Genomic DNA, 14,463 nt, shown 5'->3' with positions numbered 1-14,463 from the left:
GACCATGAGCACTGAATCCCACCTTCTTTACAGCCAACTGCCCGCCATCGACCGCCTGCTGCGTGAACCCGCGATTGAACCGCTGGTGGCGCAGCATGGCCAGACGCTGATCGGCGAACTGCTGCGCCGGCTGCAGGCCGAGGCGCGCGACGCGATAAAACAGCAGCAACGTTTACCGGCCTGGTGCGGCGACTGGCCGCAGGCGCTGCGGGCGGAGCTGGCTCGGCAGCAGCGCCCGGCGTTATTGCCGGTGTTCAACCTCAGCGGCACTGTGCTGCACACCAACCTCGGGCGCGCCCTGCTGGCGCAGCCGGTGCAGGATGCGGTGAGCGCGGTGATGGGGGAGGCGGTGACGCTGGAGTACGATCTGGACGGCGCCGGGCGCGGCCATCGCGATCGGGCGGTGGCGAGTCTGCTGTGCCGGCTGACCGGCGCGGAAGACGCCTGCATCGTCAATAACAACGCGGCGGCGGTGCTGCTGATGCTGGCGGCGATCGCCCCCGGCAAAGAGGTGGTGGTGTCGCGCGGCGAGCTGGTGGAGATCGGCGGCGCGTTCCGCATTCCCGACGTGATGCGCCAGGCCGGCTGTCAATTGGTTGAGGTCGGCACCACCAACCGCACCCATCTGAAGGATTACCGCCAGGCCATCAACGAGCAGACCGGCCTGTTGATGAAAGTGCACACCAGCAACTACAGCATTCAGGGCTTTACCGCGGCGGTCGACGAGGCCGAACTGGCGCAGCTCGGGGCCGAACAGGGCGTGCCGACCGCCACCGATCTGGGCAGCGGCTCGCTGATCGATATGGCGCAGTACGGCCTGCCCGCCGAACCGATGCCGCAGCGGTTGCTGGCCGCCGGCGTCGATCTGGTGACGTTCTCCGGCGATAAGCTGCTGGGCGGCCCGCAAGCCGGCATCATCGTCGGCAAAAAGGCGCTGATCGCGCGCCTGCAGCAGCACCCGCTCAAGCGCGCGCTGCGCGTCGGCAAGCTGACGCTGGCGGCCCTGGAGGCCACGCTGCGGCTTTATTTGCAGCCGGAAAAACTGGCTGAGCAACTGCCGACGCTGCGGCTGCTGACCCGCCCGCAGCAGGAGATGCAACAGACGGCCGAGCGGCTGCTGACGGCGCTGACGCCACGGTTCACCGCCGATTTCGCGCTGCGCGCCGAACCGTGCTGGTCGCAGATTGGCAGCGGTTCGCTGCCGGTGGATCGTCTGCCCAGCTATGCGCTGACCTTCACGCCGCGCGACGGCCGTGGCGCTACGCTGGAAGCGCTGGCTGAACGCTGGCGCCGCCTGCCGCAGCCGGTGATCGGCCGCCTTGGCGACGGCCGGCTGTGGCTGGATCTGCGCTGTCTGGAACAGGAAGGGGCGCTGATCGACGCGTTGAGCGCATCATGATCATCGCCACCGCCGGCCATGTCGATCATGGCAAAACCACTCTGCTGCAGGCGATCTCCGGGATCAACGCGGATCGCCTGCCGGAAGAAAAGCGCCGCGGCATGACCATCGATCTGGGCTACGCCTACTGGCCGCAGCCGGACGGCCGGGTGCTGGGCTTTATCGACGTGCCCGGCCACGAAAAATTCCTCGCCAATATGCTGGCGGGCGTCGGCGGCATTGACCATGCGCTGCTGGTGGTGGCCTGCGACGATGGTGTGATGGCGCAGACCCGCGAGCATCTGGCGATCCTGCGCCTGAGCGGGCGGGCGGCGCTGACGGTGGCGCTGACCAAGGCCGACCGGGTGGAGGCGGCGCGTATCGATGAGGTGCGCGTTCAGGTGCGCGACGAGCTGGCGCGCCAGGGCTGGCCCGATGCGCCGCTGTTTGTCACCGCGGCGGCGGCGGGCGAGGGTATCGAGGCGCTGCGCGCGCATTTGCTGGCGCTGTCGCCCGGCGAGCATGCGCTGACGCGCCGTTTTCGTCTGGCGGTAGACCGTGCGTTCAGCGTCAAAGGGGCGGGGCTGGTGGTGACCGGCACCGCGCTCGGCGGCCGGGTGAAGGTGGGGGATACGCTGTGGCTGACCGGCGCCGACGCGCCGGTGCGGGTGCGCGGCCTGCATGCCCAGAATCAGACCGTGGAACAGGCGCAGGCCGGGCAACGCATCGCGCTTAACATCAGCGGCGATGTCGATAAAGACCGGATCGCGCGCGGCGATTGGCTGCTGGCGCAGCGCCCGCCGGAGGCGGCGGAACGCATTCTGGTGGCGCTTGAGACGGATCGGCCGATCCGCCATTGGCAGCCGCTGCATCTGCACCATGCCGCCAGCCACATCACCGGACGCATTTCGCTGCTGAACGACGGACTGGCGGAACTGATCCTCGATCGTCCGCTGTGGCTGGCGGAGAACGATCGGCTGGTGCTGCGCGATATCGGCGCGCGGCAAACGCTGGGCGCGGCCCGGGTACTCAGGCTGAATGCGCCCAAGCGCGGCAAGCGCCAGCCGGACTATTTGGCCTGGCTGCAGGCCCTGGCGCAGGCGCAGGACGATGCGCAGGCGCTGGCGCTTGAGCTGCCGCACGGCGCGCTGTCGCTGGCGGCGTTTGCCTGGGCGCGTCAGTTGACCGACGACGGCCTGGCGGCACTGCTGGCGAACCGCGATCTGCTGATCGTCGGTGACCGGGCGCTGGCGCAGGATCAGGTGCAACAGGCGGAAAGCCGCCTGCTGCAGGTGCTGGCGGAGTATCACCAACAGCACGCCGATCAGCTGGGCTTAGGGCGCGCCCGCCTGCGGCGCATGGCCCTGCCTCAGCAGCCGGAAACGCTGGTGTTTATGATGATCGATCGGCTGCTGAAGGCCGGCGCGCTGCACAATACGCGCGGCTGGCTGCACCTGCCGGAACACGGCCTGGCGTTCAGCGCCGACGAGGCGCCGCTGTGGGCGCGCATCGAGCCGCTGTTCGGCGACGAGCCGTGGTGGGTGCGCGATCTGGCGAGCGAGCTGGGCGAAGAGGAGAGCCGGGTGCGCGCGCTGCTGCGCAAGGCGGCTCAACTGGGCCATGTGACGGCGGTGGTGGTGGATCGCTACTACCTCAGCCGACGCATCGATCAGTTCGCGGCGCTGATCCGCGAGCTGGATGCGGAGCGCGGGGGCGCCAACGCCGCCGATTTCCGCGATCGGCTCGGCGTCGGGCGCAAGCTGGCGATCCAGGTGCTGGAGTTCTTCGATCGCAGCGGCTTTACCCGCCGCAAGGGCAACGAGCATCTGCTGCGCGACGGCGGGCTGTTCGGTAACTGATTGCGTGTTTTTTGTTCTCTGATGGCGGTATAATCAGCTTTAATCACTTTGATTGATATTGATTGTACTGAGGAGCAAGACGATGAATACGAAAGTTATCACCGCTCATGTCCCGCTGCCTTTGGCTGCAAAGGTGGATGAAATGGCCGCCAAACTTGAACGCTCACGGGGATGGATAGTGAAGCAAGCCCTCGCCGCCTGGCTTGAGCAAGAGGAAGAGCGCCGTCGGTTAACGCTGGCGGCGCTGGCCGATGTCGAACAGCAAAACGTTATCGATCATGAGTCGGTAGAAGCCTGGGCGGCCAGCCTGGACAGTGACGAGCCGCTGCCGGTACCGCGCTGATGGAGTTAAAATGGACGAGTAAGGCGCTATCGGATTTGGCGCGTTTGTTTGAGTTTCTTGCCTTGGCTAACCGCACTGCGGCAGCGAATTCGGTGAAGGCCTTGGTCGCCGCGCCTAAAGCGTTGCTCGATAATCCTCGCCTGGGTGAAAGGCTGGACGAGTTTTTACCGCAGGAAGTGAGGCGTATTCTGGTCGGCCGTTATGAGATACGTTACCAGGTGCAGCCGGCAACGATTTATGTTCTGCGTATTTGGCATACGCGCGAAGAGCGATAGGCCGAACTCCCCTACCCGATAAACCTGACGGCGGCCCGGCTGACGTCGGGCGTTTGGGCGGCGAGAAACGCTTGTAAACGCTCGATCAGCGGCCGTTTCGCCGATTCCTCCGGCCAAACCAGATAGTAACCGTCGCCGGTGCGCACGGCGGCGTCACAGGGCACCGCCAATAACCCCTCCTCAATCGTCCGCAGGCTCAGCGCCAGATCGCCGATCGAGACGCCGTGCCCGGCGATGGCCGCCGCGTTGCCCTGTTCCAGCGAATCAAATACCTGGCCGCGCATAAGATCGATCGGGGTCGCGATGCCGCTTTTTTGCAGCCAGCGCCGCCAGTCGCGCCGATCGGGCGAAGGATGGAGCAGCGGGCAGGCGGCAAGATCGCGCTGCGCGTCGGCGAGCAGCGCAGGGGCGCAAATCGGGATCAGCCATTCGTCGAACAGTTTTACGGCGGCGGTGTTGGCGCCGAAATAGCCGTTGCCGAGCAGAATGGCGCAGTCGTAGGGTTCGCTGAAAAAGTCCACGTTGTCGATGTCCATCCACACGCTGGCTGCCTGCACTTCGAACGCCTGCGCCGTTTGCCGGAACCGGCTCAGGCAGTCCAGCAGCCAGCGCAGGGTCAGGGTAGAGGGCGCCTTCAGCCGCAGCAGATCGCGGTGGCTTCTGAACAGCTCGCAGGCTTGCTCGATGCGCGCAAACCCCTGCTGCAGCTCGGCGGCGAAGATTTTTCCCTGCGGGGTGACCTCGATGCGCGGGCCATTGCGCTGGAACAAGCGACAGCCAAAGTGCTGCTCCAGCGTTTTGATATGCTTGCTGACGGCGCTGGGGGTGAGATGCAGCGCGTCGGCGGCCAGCGTGAACGAGCCGGTGCGGGCGGCGCTTTCGAAGGCGCGCAGGGCGTAAAGCGGCGGAAGGGAACTGGCCATCGCGGCGTCTCTCAGGATGAGTCTGATTCACAGTAAACGACAGGATTACTCCTTTTTCAAGGCGGGGGCGGCGGCATCATAATGATCCGATGCCAACCGTCTGAATGTGAGTGAAATAAAGATGAACCTGTCGTTGCTGGCGGCGTATTTCGCCGCTATTTTCCTGCTTATCGCCACGCCGGGGCCGGTGGTGGTAATGGTCGCCAACACCGCGACGCGCTTTGGCGCCCGGCGGGCGCTGTGGACCGCGCTGGGCAGCAACGGGGCCTCACTGCTGCTGATCGGCATCGCTGCGCTGATCGTCACCGGGCTGTTCGCCGTCGAAAGGCGCATGCTGCAGGGGATCAGCCTGTTGGGCTGCTTGTTTATCGCCCGCATGGCGATCGCCTCGCTGTATGAGGATTTCTCCTCGCCGGCCCCCGATGCGCGGCCCGTTGCGCCGCCGCAAAAATGCTCGGCGATCGTGAACGGTTTTCTGGTGGGCATCGCCAACCCTAAGGACATCATTTTCTTCGTCGCCTTTTTTCCGCAGTTCATCGCCGTCACCCCCTCGGTCGGCGGCAGCCTGACGTTGCTGATCGCGCTGTGGGTGCTGATGGACTTCGCCATCTTGCTGGCCTATATCACCCTGCTGTCGGGAACGGCATTGCAGCGCGCGCGACGGGCGATCTCCGTCCTGTCGGCGTTGCTGTTGTTGGCGGTAGCGGTGGTGGGAGCGGGGTATGCGCTGGGGGAGCTGCTCGGCTGAAGCCGCATAAAAAACGCCGGTCGGGAAACCAGACCGGCGTTTTATCGTCGCGCTTATGCCGCGCCGTTCGGCTGCGGGGTGGGATCGCCGTTGCGGCGTTTGGCGAGGAACAGCGCCACCAACGTCAGCCAGCACAGGCCGCTGATGAGGTTGAACAGGTTGAACAACCCGCTGCCGCCCCAGACGTAGGCGACCTTGGCCAGCTCGATGCCGACGGTGAACACCATCATGCTCAGCATGCCCATGGTGGCGGACACGGTGCCTTTGCTGACGTTGCTGGAGAACAGCGTCAGGCGGTACAGCCCGGCGTTGGCGAGGCCGATGCCGAAGGCGTACAGGCTCAGGCCGGCGGTCATCCACAGGTAGGCGTGGCTGGAGAACTGAGTCGCCAGCGCGGCGATCAGCAGCCCCAGAAGCATCGGGCCAGCGCCCAGCTTGATCAGGCGCTCCACGCTGTTTTTGCCGGTCAGGCGCGCCAGCGTCAGGTTGCCGAGGATCAGTGCGCCGAACACCGGGATCTGCAGCAGGCCGTAATCCAGCGTCGACAACGACTCCCCGCTGATCAGGATCACCGGCGACTGGGCGATCCAGGCCAGCAGCGGCAGGCTGGCGAAACCGATCGCCAGGGCGCCGCACAGGAAGCGGCGGTTGCCCAGCACCTGGCGGTAGTCGCGCCACAGGTTGGCGGCGGAGAACGCCTCGCCCTGCAGCGTGGCGGTCTCCGGCATGGCTTTCCACAGGCCGTAGAAGGCGATGGCCGCCAGCGCCGCAAACAGCACGAACATGCTTTGCCACGGTGCGACGTGGATCAGCGCCGCACCGGCCAGCGGCCCCAGCAGCGGGGCGATCAGCGCCACGTTAGCCATCAGGGCGGTGATTTTGATGCACACCGCCTCTTCGAACGACTCCTGAATCGTGGCGTAGCCGACCGCGCCGATAAAGCACAGGCCGATGCCCTGCAGGAAACGCATGGCGATGAACTGCTCGATGGTGGTGACCAGCAGGATCGCCAGGCAGGAGACGATAAAGAACGCCACCCCGGCCAGCATCACCGGGCGACGGCCGCGGCGATCCGACAGCGGCCCGAGCAGCCACTGCAGGAAGATGCCGCCGGCCAGATAGGCGGTCATCGAGGTGGGCACCCACTCTTCGCCGGCGTTGAAATCCGCCACGACGGCCAGCATGCCGGGCTGAATCATATCGTTGCCGATATAGGTGGCGAACTCGAACAGCACCAGACAAAGAGGGAATAAAAGCGCCTGCCGGCCCAAACGTGCCGCAGGTGGTAATGTCGTTTTCATATTATTGTACTGATAGTAAAAGAGAAAAAGGAACTGCCAGGGCGGGAAGCGCAAACTGAGCGAGTTATGGCGGCTATTTTGCCGCCAATTGTTCACCTTCGCAATCATAAGGTGTTGTTTAAGTGCATTCTGATATTTCGCTTTTGGGTTGTCGCCGAACGCCGTGCCCGATAACCTCTTCTTAACATATCAATATGACACAAGATCGGGCGAGCGTTTGAGCGAGAAAATCGGCTGGATAGACAACCTGCGGGCGATGGCGTGCATGATGGTGGTGATGATCCACGCCACCACCTATTACGTCACCAACGGCGCGGCGATAGGGTTGCACAACTGGGACATCGCCAACGTGCTGAACTCACTGTCGCGCGTGTCGGTGCCGCTGTTCTTCATGATTTCCGGCTACCTGTTCTTCGGCGAAAAGAGCGCCGGCCGGCGGCATTTCACCCGCATCCTCTGCTGCATTCTGTTCTACAGCGCCATTGCGCTGATCTATATCGCGGCTTTCACCAAGATCGGTTTCTGGCCGTCGCTGCGCGGCATCCTGCAAAAGCCGGTGTTCTATCATCTGTGGTTTTTCTACGCCATCGCGGTGATTTACCTGCTGTCGCCGCTGATTAGCGTCAAACCGGTATCGCGCCGCTACCTGGCCGCCGCGCTGGTGATGTTGGCGGCGATCGCCAACCCGAATACCGATAAGCTGACCTTCGGCAACGCGCATCTGCTGCCGGTTAACCTGTATATCTACGGCGATACCTTCTACTACCTGCTGTATGCGTTGGCCGGACGGGCGATTGGCATGATGGAGGCGCGCGGGCGCGCCGTGGGCTGGTTGGCGGCGTTGGGATTTGCGCTGTGCGTGGCGCTGATTGCGCGCGGCACCAAACATCAGCTGTTCATCAACGGCAACTTCGCCGATACCTACTACATCTACAGCGGCCCGCTGGTGTTTATGGCGGCGGTGGCGCTGCTGGTGTGGGTGAAACACTGTCTGCCGCAGCCGATCGGCTGGCTGAGCGTATTTTCCCGCCATTCGCTGGCGATCTACGGTTTTCACGCCCTGATCGTCAACGTGATGCGCAGCCGGCACCTGGACTTCACCGGCCACCCGCTGCTGGATATCTTCTGGGTGTTCGGCGTGGCGCTGGGGGGCAGCCTGCTGCTGTCTGTCGGCCTGCAGCGGCTGGATACCCGCCGGCTGGTGTCATAGCGGCGAGCGCTGGCGCTGCTGGGCGCGGCGCAGTTGCCGCCCGGAAGAAAACCCAGCCGCCAGCGCGGCCTTCTCCAAGCCATATCCTTGCTGCAGGCGCTGTTGCGCCACCGCCAACCGCAGCTGCTCATGATATTCCCGCACGCTGATGCCGACGTGGCTGCGAAACAGCCGCGCCAGGTGGCGGCTGCTGACGTGCGCCTTCTCCGCTATCTGCGGCACCGACCAGTCGGCCTCCGGCTCTGCGGCCATCACGTCCTGCGCGCGGTGCACCGCCGGGTGCAGGTGGTTGCGGTAGCGCAGCCAGGGCGACAGCTGCGGATCGTCGCCGGCGCGGCGGAAATAAACCACCATGTCGCGTGCGACGTCGCGCGCCCGGCCGGAACCGCAGTGGCGGTGGACCAGGTGCAGCGCCAAATCGATGCCGGTGGTGATGCCCGCGCTGGTGTAGACGCCACGGTCTTCGACGAAGATGCGGTTCTCTTTCACCTGCGCCGCCGGCGCCTGGAGGCGGATACGTTCGATGACGTCGTGGTGGGTGGTGCACTGATAGCCGTCGAGCAGCCCGGCCTGCGCCGCCAGCAGCGCGCCGGAACAGATGCACACCAGGGTGATGCGCTGCCGTTGCAGATCGGGCCGCAGCGTCGCCAGCCAGCGGCGCGCCTGCTCGGCCTCCTCTCCGGCGAAATAGCGCTGCGAATCGCCGACGCCCGGCAGCACCAGGATGGCGCCGTCTTCCAGGCGTTCGGGCAACGGCTGCAGGCCGCTCAGCGTCATGCCGATGGAGCAGACGATCTGCGGCGCCGGGCTGAGGTAACGCAGGCTGAACTGCCCGGCGAGGCGCAGGGTTTCCGCCGGGCCGCTGACGTCCAGCGACAGCACGTTGGGCAACAGCAGAAAATAGACGGCCTGCGACATGATTACTCCTGTGCGAGTTGCGCCAGCGCCTCATCCACGCTGGCGATGCGGGCGAAACGATCGACCAGTACGGTTTCAGTATGCCGCTTCAACTGCGCGGGGGTAAAGACTTCGCCGTCGGGATGGCGCATCGGGAAGGTCAGCGTCGCCTCGGTGACGAAAGTCACCCGATAACCGAGGTCGGACGCCACCCGGGTGGTGGTTTCGCAGCACTGCTCGGTGCGGATGCCGGAGACGATCAGGTGGTTGATGTCCCGCTCGCGCAGCCAGGCGTTGAGGCCGGATTCGGTCAGCGCATTGTGCACATGCTTGTGTACGGTGATATCCGCCTGGTGGGTGAGGAACGGCAGGCGCTGCACATGGCCCGAAGCCAGTGAGAACGGCCCTTGCGGCGAAACGTGCAGCACGTCGACCAGGGCCGCGCCGCGCTGTCGGCAGCCCGCAATCAGGCGGGTCAGCGCCTGTTGAAACGCAGGCAAATCGTCCTCCTGCCAGAATGGACGGTGCTGGAATGATTGCTGGACATCGATGATCAATAACGCGCTCTGTGACATTTTCGGCCCTCCGCCAGTGTGTGTAGCGACCATCTTGCGCCGCGCCTTACTCTGGCAGAAGGCCAAAAACGGCCATCATGATGACAACAGCGGACCGACCTTAGGCTTTGCTCACCTGGCCGGCGACCAGGCGCCCCTGATGGAAGGTGGCGCTGCGCGCCGGCAGACGGGCGACCGCCTCGGCGGAACAGCTGGCGTTGACCAGCACGAACTCGGCGGCATCGCCGGCTTTCGGCCAGGCGCGCTGCCCCTTATCGTCCAGTGGCAGCACGCCGCAGGTGGAGATGGCCATGGCGCGCGACAGGTGATACTCGTCGGAACCGCGGTACAGCTGGGCGTACAGATTGGCCTTCTCCAGGATGTCGCCGGTGCCGAACGGCGACCAGTGGTCGATCACGCTGTCGGTGCCGGTCATCACGAACACCCCTTTCTCACTGAGCTGCGGCAGCGGCATCATCAGGCCGCCGATCGGCACCGTGGAGGCGATGGTGATCTGCTGCGCCGCCAGCCGGGTGGCGGTTTCCGCCAGTTCGCCCGGCGTCAACGTGGTCAGGGCGAAAGCGTGGCTAATGGTGACCTTGCCGCGCAGCGCTGGGTTTTTCTCCACGGTGGTGATCATGTAGTTGATGGCGGCGACCCCGGCCGGGCTGGTTTCATGCAGGTGGATATCCACGCCTTTGCCGGTATCGAGGGCGATCTGGAACATGGCGTCGAGCGATTTCTCCATCGCGCCGTCGACGTTGGTCGGATCCAGCCCGCCGACGTACTGCACGCCCATCTGCATCGCTTCGCGCATCAGCGCATCGACCCTGGAGTGCAGCAGGCCGTGCTGCGGGAAGGCGACGATTTCACAGCTGAAGTCCGCCCGGTGGTTTTCCAGCGCGCGCTGCAGGTGCTCCAGGCTTTTCAGGCCGCTGACCGGATCGATATTGCAGTGGCTGCGTGCCACGGTGCTGCCTTTGGACTGCAGCAAGGCGATCAGGTTTTCCGCCCGTTGCTGCGAGGTGGGCAGCAGTGTCGGGATCAGTGTCTGCTCCAGCGCGATCATGTCCATGATGGTTTTGCCCTGGCGCGGGCGCGGCGCCTGCCACGGGCCGCTGTAGAAGGTTTTATCCAGGTGGATGTGCATATCGCGAAATGCCGGCAGCAGCAGCCGGCCCTGCGCCTTATAGCGGGGCACGCCGGCCGGCAACGCGGCGTTGGCGGCGTGAATGGCGGCGATCTTGCCGTCTTTGATCTCCAGGGTGTACAGCGCGGTGCGGGTGCCGATCACCGTTTCGCCGTCGTATTCAAAGCCGTCTTCCAGCCGCACCTCGCTCAGGCAGTAGTGGCGATCGGTCAGGGTCATCGGCGTTGGCGCACACGGCTCGCCGCCCGGTGACGCGGCCTGCGCCATGCCGCCCGTCAGGCCGATCACCGCGCAGGCGGTGGTGAGTTTGCCGGTTTGGCTGAGGAAGGCTCTGCGGCCCGGTTGTTGAGGGTTTTCCACGTTCGGTTCCTTAATCCAGAGGTGAGGTGGGTGAAAACATCCCCCAATTTAGGAGAGGAACCGGCCGGTTGGCAGCGACATTTGCCACTGGTGACTATTCGATTTGGTAATGACCGGCGTGCGCCGGGGCAAGGATTTTCCTGGCTTGCTCTTTCGTAGCTTTAATGGCTACATTTGTAGTCATTAAAGCTACATTGAGGTCAGCGTTATGCACGATCCGATGCTCGAGTTGCTGTTCAGCGAATACCGTAGAAAAGTGCTAAGCCTGCTGTTTATTGAAGCCGGGCGTGCGTTTCATGTGCGAGAAATTGCGCGGCGCACCGCAACTCAGGCCGGCACTTTACATAAAGAGTTGAGCAGGTTGGCGGAGAGCGGCATCTTGCTCAGGCAGCGGCAGGGCAACCAAATTTGCTATCAGGCCAACGCCGATTGCCTGATTTTCCCTGAGCTGGCGGCGATTTTCCGCAAGGTTTGCGGGCCGGCGGAGTGCTTAAGGCAGACATTGGCAGCGTTTGGCGAAGCTATTGAACGCGCTTTTATTTTTGGTTCTGTCGCCAGTGGCAAAGCGACGGCGGCCAGTGATATCGATGTTCTGATCGTCGGCAAACTGTCTTTTGCGGAGGTGATTCAGGCGGTTTACCCGCTGCAGGCAACGCTGGGTCGGGAAATTAACCCCAAACTGTATTCGCCTGAAGAGTGGCGAGCGGCTTTGGCCGAGAACTCCGCGTTTATTCAGGACATTATGGATAAACCCCAACTCTGGATTGTGGGAGACAAGGATGACGCTGGACAATCTGGTCGGGCTGGGACTGGAGGTGATAACGCCTGACGCGGGGCGATTAAAAAATTGCTGGCCGCCGCCGCTCGCAACCGACGCGATGCGGGTATCACTCAGCTTAGCAATGAGAGCCGTTTCGACACGGCATACAAGGCGGTCATGCAAATGGCGAATGCCGCTTTACAAGCCAAAGGATACCGCACGCTGACCAGCAAACCCGGCCATCACCAGATCATGATCCAATCGTTGCCGCTCACCGTAGGGCTGCCGCGAGAGGAAATGATCTGCCTGGATGCATTGCGAAAACAGCGCAACGTGGCGGATTATTCCGGCGACTTGGTGACGGACGCGGCGGTACAGGCTTGCCTTGAGCAGACAGAAGCGCTGTGGGTACGGATTATCGACTGGCTGCAGCGCGAACATCCGCAGATAGTGGCGTAAGATGCCTTACTTCAGCCCGCAAAACGCCGCCAGCCGCTGGGCCAGCGCCAGCGTGGCGGCGGGGGCGCCGTCGCGGTAGTAGAGCGCCAGTTCGAAGCTGTCTATCGGCGGCAATCCTTCGGCCGCGCCCAGCACCCGGTGCGTCGCCAGACGGCAGCCGGCCGGCAGCAGGGTGACGCCCAGCCCGGCGGCGGAGGCGGCGGTCAGCGCCGCCAGGCTGGCGCTGCTGTAGCCGATGCGCCAGCGTTTGCCGAGGGTGTCTAGCGCCTGGCACAGCTCGTCGCGGTACAGGCCGTTCAGTGGAAATACCGCCAGCGGCACCGGCGATTGCTCGATGGCCGGGAAGGCCAGGCTGTCCAGCCACAGCAGCGGTTCCGGCCGCGCGGCGCGCGGCGGTTGCCGGCGGCGCTGCTTCACCAGGATCAGATCCAGCTCTTCACGCGCGTAGGCGCTGTGCAGATCGGCGCTCAGGCCGCTGGCGACGTCCAGCCGCAGGTGCGGGTGCTCGCGGCTGAATTCGGCCAGCAGCCCGGTGGTGGGCACGGCGAAATCTTCCGGCATGCCGATCCGCAGCACGCCGTCGCGCCAGATGCCGGTCAGCGCATCGTGGGCTTCTTCATTCAGCGCGATAATGCGGCGCGCGTAGCTCAACAGCTTGACGCCTTCTTCGGTCAGCAGCACCTGATGCGAGGAACGCTCAAACAGCGGCTTGCCCAGCATCTCTTCCAGCCGGCGCACCTGCTGGCTGACGGTGGACTGCGACAAAAACACCCGCTCTGCGGCGCGGGTGAAGCTGTTGCTGTCGCACACGGCGACGAAGCTGAGCAGCAGCTGCGGATTGAACATCGGGTAGCGATTCATTTTCCCACTGTTGGCTATTTTATTATTTAATTTCCCAATACTAGCGGCGTTGCCTACAGTAACGCAACGCTGCGGCGATCGCGCTGTGACGCCGCACTCTTCATTTCGCAGTACCAGGAATATGCCGTGTTAAATCATTCTGTTAATTCACCTTCTCCACGCCGTTGGCTCAACCCCCTGTTGCTGGCGCTGGTGTTGATCGGCCTGAACATGCGGCCGCTGTTGACCTCGATCGGCCCGTTGCTGCCGACGTTGCGCCAGGCCACCGGGCTGAGTTTTGGCGGCGCGGCGCTGTTGACCACGCTGCCGGTGCTGATGATGGGCCTGATGGCGCTGGCGGGCGGCGCCATCAACCGACTGTTCAGCGAACGCAGCGCCGTGGCGTTGAGCCTGTTGGCGATCGGGCTGGGCGCGCTTTGGCGCGAACTGGCCCCCGGCAGCGTGCAACTGCTGATGAGCGCGGTGCTGGGCGGGCTCGGCATCGGAGTGATCCAGGCGGTGATGCCCGGCATCATCAAGCATCACTTCCTCAACAGCATGGCGCTGGTGGCCGGGCTGTGGTCGGCGGCGCTGATGGGCGGTGGCGGGTTGGGGGCGGCGATCACGCCGTGGCTGATGAGCGTAGGGCACGACTGGCACAGCGCACTGGCCTGGTGGGCGTTGCCGGCCCTGGTGGCGCTGCTGGCCTGGTGGCCGGTCAGCCGTGGGCTGTCTCGCCTGGGCGCGGCGGGCGAAAACCGCGGGCCAAGCCTGCTGCGCAACCGGCGCGCCTGGCTGCTTGGCGCCTATTTCGGCCTGATCAACGGCGGCTATACCAGCCTGATCGCCTGGCTGCCGCCGTATTACATGCAGCTCGGCTGGCAGCCGCAGGCCAGCGGTTCGCTGCTGGCGTTGATGACCTTTGGCCAGGTGGTGGGGGCGCTGCTGCTGCCGGCGCTGGCGCGCAATCATGACCGGCGGCCGCTGCTGTTGCTGGCGCTGATGATGCAACTGATCGGCTTTATCGGCCTGATTTACCTGCCGCAGACGCTGCCGTGGCTGTGGGTGCTGCTCTCCGGGCTGGGGCTGGGCGGCGCGTTCCCGCTGTGCCTGGTGCTGGCGCTCGATCACCTGCATCAGCCGGCGGCGGCCGGGCGACTGGTGGCCTTTATGCAGGGCGTCGGCTTCCTGCTGGCGGGTGTGACGCCCTACCTTTCCGGCCTGCTGCGCGACTACAGCGGCGGCTTCGTGCTGGACTGGCAGATCCACGCGCTGCTGGTGGTGGTGTTGGTCGCCATCACCTGGCGCTTCCATCCGCACAGCTACCGACGGGCGTTCGCCGAATAATATTTCTGTCATTGCTGCTCCCTATAGTGACGTTGCTTTTACTTCTGGGCGATAACAAC

Annotated in this window: 15 protein-coding genes; 9 read left to right on the top strand and 6 right to left on the bottom strand. The window is 64.3% G+C overall.

Annotated features, from left to right (window positions below; genetic code table 11):
* Positions 1-4: 4 nt before the first annotated feature.
* The 4 genes from selA (at position 5) to HWW83_RS17620 (ending at position 3,855) form a co-directional block, all read left to right on the top strand.
* Complete coding sequence (gene selA, locus HWW83_RS17635; RefSeq protein ID WP_047025980.1) at positions 5-1,399, top strand: L-seryl-tRNA(Sec) selenium transferase; 1,395 nt, start codon at positions 5-7, stop codon at positions 1,397-1,399.
* The gene (gene selB / locus HWW83_RS17630; protein WP_176589458.1) at positions 1,396-3,237 is read left to right on the top strand and encodes a selenocysteine-specific translation elongation factor; all 1,842 of its coding nucleotides are present in this window, start codon (positions 1,396-1,398) and stop codon (positions 3,235-3,237) included. The genes selA and selB overlap by 4 nt, the downstream gene beginning before the upstream one ends.
* A gap of 82 nt (positions 3,238-3,319) precedes the next feature.
* On the top strand, positions 3,320-3,580 hold the full coding sequence (locus HWW83_RS17625; RefSeq protein WP_142001737.1) for a CopG family ribbon-helix-helix protein: 261 nt from the start codon (positions 3,320-3,322) through the stop codon (positions 3,578-3,580).
* Positions 3,580-3,855: a type II toxin-antitoxin system RelE/ParE family toxin gene (locus tag HWW83_RS17620; RefSeq protein ID WP_033636570.1), complete on the top strand. Its 276-nt coding sequence runs from the start codon at positions 3,580-3,582 to the stop codon at positions 3,853-3,855. The genes HWW83_RS17625 and HWW83_RS17620 overlap by 1 nt, the downstream gene beginning before the upstream one ends.
* An 11-nt stretch (positions 3,856-3,866) precedes the next feature.
* Here HWW83_RS17620 and HWW83_RS17615 read toward each other — a convergent pair whose 3' ends face one another.
* Complete coding sequence (locus HWW83_RS17615; protein ID WP_033645108.1) at positions 3,867-4,778, bottom strand: LysR family transcriptional regulator; 912 nt, start codon at positions 4,776-4,778, stop codon at positions 3,867-3,869.
* Between the two features lie 121 nt (positions 4,779-4,899).
* Between HWW83_RS17615 and HWW83_RS17610 the strand changes: the two genes are divergently transcribed.
* On the top strand, positions 4,900-5,526 hold the full coding sequence (locus HWW83_RS17610) for a LysE family translocator (protein ID WP_047573204.1): 627 nt from the start codon (positions 4,900-4,902) through the stop codon (positions 5,524-5,526).
* Between the two features lie 53 nt (positions 5,527-5,579).
* Here HWW83_RS17610 and HWW83_RS17605 read toward each other — a convergent pair whose 3' ends face one another.
* Positions 5,580-6,827, bottom strand: coding sequence for an MFS transporter (locus HWW83_RS17605; RefSeq protein ID WP_033633516.1), 1,248 nt, complete (start codon positions 6,825-6,827; stop codon positions 5,580-5,582).
* A 217-nt stretch (positions 6,828-7,044) separates the two neighbouring features.
* Between HWW83_RS17605 and HWW83_RS17600 the strand changes: the two genes are divergently transcribed.
* Complete coding sequence (locus tag HWW83_RS17600) at positions 7,045-8,037, top strand: acyltransferase (protein WP_033645106.1); 993 nt, start codon at positions 7,045-7,047, stop codon at positions 8,035-8,037.
* Here HWW83_RS17600 and HWW83_RS17595 read toward each other — a convergent pair.
* The 3 genes from HWW83_RS17595 to HWW83_RS17585 all read right to left on the bottom strand — a co-directional run bounded on the left by HWW83_RS17595 (position 8,032) and on the right by HWW83_RS17585 (position 10,998).
* Positions 8,032-8,955, bottom strand: a complete 924-nt coding sequence (locus tag HWW83_RS17595) for a GlxA family transcriptional regulator (RefSeq protein WP_033652294.1) — start codon at positions 8,953-8,955, stop codon at positions 8,032-8,034. The genes HWW83_RS17600 and HWW83_RS17595 overlap by 6 nt on opposite strands.
* Positions 8,956-8,957: 2 nt before the next feature.
* Positions 8,958-9,509 (bottom strand): isochorismatase family protein, encoded by a 552-nt coding sequence (locus HWW83_RS17590; protein WP_069100550.1) that lies wholly within the window; start codon positions 9,507-9,509, stop codon positions 8,958-8,960.
* Between the two features lie 100 nt (positions 9,510-9,609).
* Positions 9,610-10,998, bottom strand: coding sequence for an amidohydrolase family protein (locus HWW83_RS17585; protein WP_176589457.1), 1,389 nt, complete (start codon positions 10,996-10,998; stop codon positions 9,610-9,612).
* Positions 10,999-11,206: 208 nt separating this feature from the next.
* Between HWW83_RS17585 and HWW83_RS17580 the strand changes: the two genes are divergently transcribed.
* Positions 11,207-11,827: a nucleotidyltransferase domain-containing protein gene (locus tag HWW83_RS17580; protein ID WP_033645102.1), complete on the top strand. Its 621-nt coding sequence runs from the start codon at positions 11,207-11,209 to the stop codon at positions 11,825-11,827.
* Positions 11,828-11,935: 108 nt separating this feature from the next.
* Entirely contained in the window at positions 11,936-12,217 is a 282-nt protein-coding gene (locus HWW83_RS25725) for a hypothetical protein (RefSeq protein ID WP_232091465.1), read from the top strand.
* A gap of 6 nt (positions 12,218-12,223) precedes the next feature.
* Here the strand turns inward: HWW83_RS25725 and HWW83_RS17570 are convergent, their stop codons facing one another.
* Positions 12,224-13,078, bottom strand: coding sequence for a LysR family transcriptional regulator (locus HWW83_RS17570; protein WP_089195339.1), 855 nt, complete (start codon positions 13,076-13,078; stop codon positions 12,224-12,226).
* A 126-nt stretch (positions 13,079-13,204) separates the two neighbouring features.
* Between HWW83_RS17570 and HWW83_RS17565 the strand changes: the two genes are divergently transcribed.
* Positions 13,205-14,404 carry a cyanate transporter gene (locus HWW83_RS17565; RefSeq protein WP_176589456.1) on the top strand — a complete coding sequence of 400 codons (1,200 nt, stop codon included), beginning with the start codon at positions 13,205-13,207 and terminating at the stop codon, positions 14,402-14,404.
* Positions 14,405-14,463: the final 59 nt, after the last annotated feature.

Origin of the sequence: Serratia ureilytica (genome assembly GCF_013375155.1) — a bacterium.
Lineage (GTDB): Bacteria > Pseudomonadota > Gammaproteobacteria > Enterobacterales > Enterobacteriaceae > Serratia > Serratia ureilytica.
This window is presented reverse-complemented; position numbering and strand designations above follow the sequence as displayed.

What these genes read in the sequence shown, in the direction of transcription:
- HWW83_RS17625 (WP_142001737.1), top strand. Translation starts at nt 3,320, where the DNA reads ATGAATACGAAAGTTATCACCGCTCATGTCCCGCTGCCTTTGGCTGCA.
- HWW83_RS17595 (WP_033652294.1), bottom strand. Translation starts at nt 8,955, where the DNA reads ATGTCGCAGGCCGTCTATTTTCTGCTGTTGCCCAACGTGCTGTCGCTG.
- HWW83_RS25725 (WP_232091465.1), top strand. Translation starts at nt 11,936, where the DNA reads ATGCAAATGGCGAATGCCGCTTTACAAGCCAAAGGATACCGCACGCTG.
- HWW83_RS17615 (WP_033645108.1), bottom strand. Translation starts at nt 4,778, where the DNA reads ATGGCCAGTTCCCTTCCGCCGCTTTACGCCCTGCGCGCCTTCGAAAGC.
- HWW83_RS17605 (WP_033633516.1), bottom strand. Translation starts at nt 6,827, where the DNA reads ATGAAAACGACATTACCACCTGCGGCACGTTTGGGCCGGCAGGCGCTT.
- HWW83_RS17580 (WP_033645102.1), top strand. Translation starts at nt 11,207, where the DNA reads ATGCACGATCCGATGCTCGAGTTGCTGTTCAGCGAATACCGTAGAAAA.
- HWW83_RS17610 (WP_047573204.1), top strand. Translation starts at nt 4,900, where the DNA reads ATGAACCTGTCGTTGCTGGCGGCGTATTTCGCCGCTATTTTCCTGCTT.
- HWW83_RS17620 (WP_033636570.1), top strand. Translation starts at nt 3,580, where the DNA reads ATGGAGTTAAAATGGACGAGTAAGGCGCTATCGGATTTGGCGCGTTTG.
- HWW83_RS17590 (WP_069100550.1), bottom strand. Translation starts at nt 9,509, where the DNA reads ATGTCACAGAGCGCGTTATTGATCATCGATGTCCAGCAATCATTCCAG.
- selA (WP_047025980.1), top strand. Translation starts at nt 5, where the DNA reads ATGAGCACTGAATCCCACCTTCTTTACAGCCAACTGCCCGCCATCGAC.
- selB (WP_176589458.1), top strand. Translation starts at nt 1,396, where the DNA reads ATGATCATCGCCACCGCCGGCCATGTCGATCATGGCAAAACCACTCTG.
- HWW83_RS17570 (WP_089195339.1), bottom strand. Translation starts at nt 13,078, where the DNA reads ATGAATCGCTACCCGATGTTCAATCCGCAGCTGCTGCTCAGCTTCGTC.